Below are 1,228 nucleotides of genomic sequence, written 5' to 3'. Positions count from 1 at the left end.
CTGCAGCGCATCGTCGGCGTAGGTCACGCCGTGGTGCGCTTCGTACTTGGGCTTGAGGCCCTGCAGGATTTCGTAGGTCTCGCCCACGGTCGGCTCGACGATGTCGATCTTCTGGAAACGGCGCGCAAGCGCACGATCCTTTTCGAAGATGCCGCGATACTCCTGGAACGTGGTGGAGCCGATGCAACGCAGTTCGCCCGATGCCAGCGCCGGCTTGATCAGGTTCGAGGCATCCATCGTGCCGCCGCTGGCCGATCCGGCACCGATGATGGTGTGGATCTCGTCGACGAACAGGATGGCACCGGGAATCTTCTTGATCGAAGCCAGAACGCCCTTCAGGCGTTTCTCGAAGTCGCCGCGGTACTTGGTGCCCGCTACCAGCGCGCCGAGGTCCAGCGAGTAGATGACGGCATCCAGCAGCACGTCGGGCACCTCGCCTTCGACGATGCGCTTGGCCAGGCCCTCGGCCAGCGCGGTCTTGCCCACGCCGGCCTCGCCGACGTAGAGCGGATTGTTCTTGCGGCGGCGGCACAGCACCTGGATGGTCCGCTCGATCTCGTCGCCACGACCGACCAGCGGATCGATCCGGCCCTGCCGGGCCATCTCGTTCAGGTTGCTGGCGAACTCGGTCAGGGCATCGCCCTTGCCCTCGCCCTCCGCGCCTTCCGCCTTGCCCTCGCCGTCCGAGGACCCGCCCGCATCGTTCTCCTCACCCTGCTTGGCGATCCCGTGGGACAGGTAGTTGACGATGTCCAGCCGGGTGACATCCTGCTGGTTGAGGAAGTAGACCGCGTGCGAGTCCTTCTCGCCGAAGATCGCCACCAGCACGTTGGCGCCGGTGACCTCCTTCTTGCCGGAGGACTGCACGTGGTACACGGCGCGCTGCAGCACGCGCTGGAAGCCCAGCGTCGGCTGGGTATCGCGGCCGTCGTCCTCGGCCAGCCGCGAGACCGAGGCTTCGATGGCCTGCTCGAGGTCGGCGCGCAGGCGGTTGGCATCCGCACCGGTCGCCTTCAGGACGGCCTGTGCCGAGGGGTTTTCGAGGAGCGCGAGCAGCAGGTGCTCGACGGTCATGAATTCGTGCCGAGCTTCACGGGCGCGCTTGTAGCACTGGCCGATGGTCTGCTCGAGATCTTTGCTGAACATGGTTGCCTCCGGGGCCTATGCCGACAATATGCGGCTTGGCGGGCGGTTTTCCATCACCCTACCGGATTTCAGTGTTCAGGGA

At 65.5% G+C, this 1,228-nt stretch carries 1 protein-coding gene; it reads right to left on the bottom strand.

Annotated elements, in window-relative coordinates; genetic code table 11:
• On the bottom strand, positions 1-1,146 hold a 1,146-nt coding region (locus tag AC04L7_RS19035), incomplete at its 3' end, for a Clp protease N-terminal domain-containing protein (protein ID WP_475513751.1).
• Positions 1,147-1,228 lie beyond the last annotated feature (82 nt).

The organism is Pseudoxanthomonas sp. LjRoot204_2 (assembly GCF_056175765.1).
The sequence above is the reverse complement of the archived record's forward strand: the minus strand, read 5'-3'. Positions and strand labels throughout refer to the sequence as shown.